The sequence below is a fragment of the Dorea sp. MB18-49 genome, from assembly GCF_023669465.1.
Taxonomy (GTDB): Bacteria; Bacillota; Clostridia; order Lachnospirales; family Lachnospiraceae; genus Dorea_A; species Dorea_A longicatena.
Map to the genome: position 1 here is coordinate 1 of NZ_JAMOYX010000091.1, position 3,142 is coordinate 3,142.

The window sequence follows — 3,142 nt, forward strand, 5'->3', positions numbered from 1 at the left end:
TACAAATATAAGAAAGTGTAATATTAAACGCATTTTGTTTTATTGTTTGTTAATTTCTGATAATTTGCCAGTAAATAGACTGGTTTTCATACTTTAGTCTAATACATCTACAATTTCGGATGCATATTTCGGTATCTACAGAACCTGCCACCGGCAGCTCCTTTCGAACACATGGTGATACACAAAAACCTGTATCAGACTTTCTATCATCTGATACAGGTTTCCCGCTTTCTCATAACAATTCATTATACTATATATTTTCTTTTTTAATTTTAATTCTTTGTATTCTTTCACATAAGCTTCTTATGCTACAGATCTTCTTCAATATGCTCTCTTCCCTGGTCTACGATCGTACGCACATGATCGTCTGCCAGTGAATAGAACACGGATTTTCCTTCTCTTCTGCTCTTAACCAGTTTGTTCTGTTTCAGGATCCTGAGCTGATGTGAGATTGCAGACTGTGTCATATTCAGTGCCTCTGCCAGATCGCAGACACACACCTCTGCTTCGAACAACACGAACAGGATACGCATTCTGGTCGAATCACCGAATACCTTGAACAATTCTGCAAGATCATACAATTCCGTTTCTTCCGGCATCTTTTCATTTACGATCTTCAGAAGATTCTCATGTACCTCACATGATTCACATACTTCCATTCCTTCTTCTAATTTTGCCATCTGCCCACCAGCCTTTTCTATAAGTTTTTCACAAATAATGCGCGGATTGCATTCAATACAGCAATGACCATAACTCCGACATCAGCGAAGATTGCCATCCACATATTCGCAATTCCGAGTGCTCCCAGGACCAGGCAGATTGCCTTGATTCCAAGGGCAAAGTAAATATTCTCATATACGATGCGCATACATTTTCTGGAAATCTTGATTGCTTTTACGATCTTCTTCGGATCATCGTCCATCAGGACAACGTCTGCTGCCTCGATTGCTGCATCTGATCCGAGTGCACCCATGGCAATTCCGATATCTGCTCTCGACAGTACCGGCGCATCATTGATTCCGTCTCCGACGAACGCAAGCTTTTCTTTCTCTGATTTCTGACTCAGAAGCTGTTCTACCTTCGCAACCTTATCTGCAGGAAGAAGCTCACTGTACACTTCTCCGATTCCCAGTTCTTCTGCAACCTTATCTGCCACACGCTTCATGTCACCAGTCAGCATAACTGTCTTGGTGATGCCCGCTTTTTTCAGATCTCTGATTGCTTCTTTTGCATGCGGTTTTAATTTGTCTGAGATCAGAATGTGTCCTGCATATTTTCCGTTTACTGCAACATGGACGATCGTACCGACTTCTTCACATTCACTATATTCCACATTCAGATATTTCATAAGTTTGGCATTACCTGCCGCTACCGGAATACCGTCAACCTTTGCAGTCACACCTTTACCGCTCAGTTCTTCAATCTCTGTCACACGGTCACGGTTGATCTGTTTGCCATATGCTTTCTGAAGACTCTTACTGATCGGATGAGAAGAAGAACACTCCGCAAGTGCCGCATACTCTAATAACTGTTCTTCCGGCATCGTATTGTGGTGAACTCCATTCACCTCGAATACGCCTTGCGTCATGGTTCCTGTCTTATCGAATACCACATATTTTGTCTGTGCCATCGTCTCCAGATAGTTCGATCCTTTTACCAGGACACCTTCATGACTTGCTCCGCCGATTCCTGCAAAGAAGCTGAGCGGGATACTGATCACCAGTGCACACGGGCAGCTGATAACCAGGAATGTCAGTGCTCTGTAGATCCAGTCGCCCCATTCCGGCGCAAGCGCAAACGCAAACATTCTGACCAGTGGCGGTAAGATTGCAAGTGCAAGCGCACCATAGCAGACTGCCGGTGTATAATATCTGGCGAATTTGGAAATAAAGTTCTCAGATCTTGATTTCTTGGAACTTGAATTCTCTACCAGATCCAGGATCTTGGATACGGTAGATTCTCCGAATTCTTTTGTTGTACGGATCTTCAGAAGACCAGTCAGGTTAATGCATCCACTGATGACTTCATCACCGGCTGCCGCTTCTCTCGGAACACTTTCCCCGGTCAGTGCACTGGTATTCAATGTACTGCTTCCTTCTTCGATCACACCATCGATCGGGACTTTTTCTCCCGGCTGAACGACGATAATCGTTCCGACTTCCACTTCATCCGGATCTACCTGTTCAAGTTCCCCGTCTTTTTCAATATTGGCATAATCCGGACGGATATCCATCAGATCACTGATATTCCTGCGGCTCTTTCCGACCGCATAACTCTGGAATAATTCTCCGATCTGATAGAACAGCATAACCGATACGCCTTCCTTATAGTTACCAAGCGCAATTGCTCCTATCGTAGCAACTGCCATCAGAAAGTTCTCATCGAATACCTGCTTATTCAGAATCCCTTTGAACGCCTTCCTTAAAATATCATATCCGACAACCAGGTACGGAACCATATAAAGTACGAACTTCAGCCACCCTTCTACAGGCAGGAACTTCAATATGATCATAAGTACCGCTGCGATAATAATTCTGGTCAGAGATTTTTTCTGTCTTTTCGTCATATCTTTCCCCAGCCTTTCTCCTTGCACTCTTCTCAACGCTTCTTCATTCTGCCTGATGAAGCCGCTCCACAATCATTTTCCTTCACAAAATACTGCGTATATCCTGTTTTTATGAGTATTTTCTCTTACAGGAAGATCTCACAGTCATCTTCTACAACTTTACAGTTCTTCTGCACATCCTTCATTACTTTCTTAGGATCTGCACCCTCTTCAAATTCTACGATCATCTTTAACATCATAAAGTTTACAGTTGCATCCTTTACTCCATCTGTGTTCTTAGCTGCCTGCTCCATTTTGTTTGCACAGTTTGCGCAGTCTACGTCGATTTTGTAAGTTTTTTTCATGATAATACTTCCTTTCTTTTTCGTTGTTTGATTAATTGAATATATGAACAGTTATTCATATGTTTGTTTTAATTATAGCATTTTGCTTCATGATGTCAATAGATTTTTTCTATTTAGTTCATCATCGTGGCTTACCCCGGTCCATGAGAAAGACTTGGTATTGTGTTTGTTGCTGGATGTCACGATGCAGAAGTTCTAAGGCAGTCCGCCTTCCCTAAGAACGAAAGGGTCT

Annotated in this window: 3 protein-coding genes; all 3 read right to left on the bottom strand. The window is 42.6% G+C overall.

Annotated elements, in window-relative coordinates; translation table 11 throughout:
- Positions 1-308: 308 nt before the first annotated feature.
- The gene (locus NCY30_RS14795) at positions 309-680 is read right to left on the bottom strand and encodes an ArsR/SmtB family transcription factor (RefSeq protein ID WP_006427887.1); all 372 of its coding nucleotides are present in this window, start codon (positions 678-680) and stop codon (positions 309-311) included.
- Between the two features lie 17 nt (positions 681-697).
- Entirely contained in the window at positions 698-2,566 is a 1,869-nt protein-coding gene (locus tag NCY30_RS14800) for a heavy metal translocating P-type ATPase (RefSeq protein ID WP_006427888.1), read from the bottom strand.
- Between the two features lie 125 nt (positions 2,567-2,691).
- A complete protein-coding gene (locus tag NCY30_RS14805; RefSeq protein ID WP_006427889.1) occupies positions 2,692-2,910 on the bottom strand; it encodes a cation transporter in 219 nt (72 codons plus the stop codon).
- Between the last annotated feature and the right edge of the window lie 232 nt (positions 2,911-3,142).

What these genes read in the sequence shown, in the direction of transcription:
- NCY30_RS14795 (WP_006427887.1), bottom strand. Translation starts at nt 680, where the DNA reads ATGGCAAAATTAGAAGAAGGAATGGAAGTATGTGAATCATGTGAGGTA.
- NCY30_RS14800 (WP_006427888.1), bottom strand. Translation starts at nt 2,566, where the DNA reads ATGACGAAAAGACAGAAAAAATCTCTGACCAGAATTATTATCGCAGCG.
- NCY30_RS14805 (WP_006427889.1), bottom strand. Translation starts at nt 2,910, where the DNA reads ATGAAAAAAACTTACAAAATCGACGTAGACTGCGCAAACTGTGCAAAC.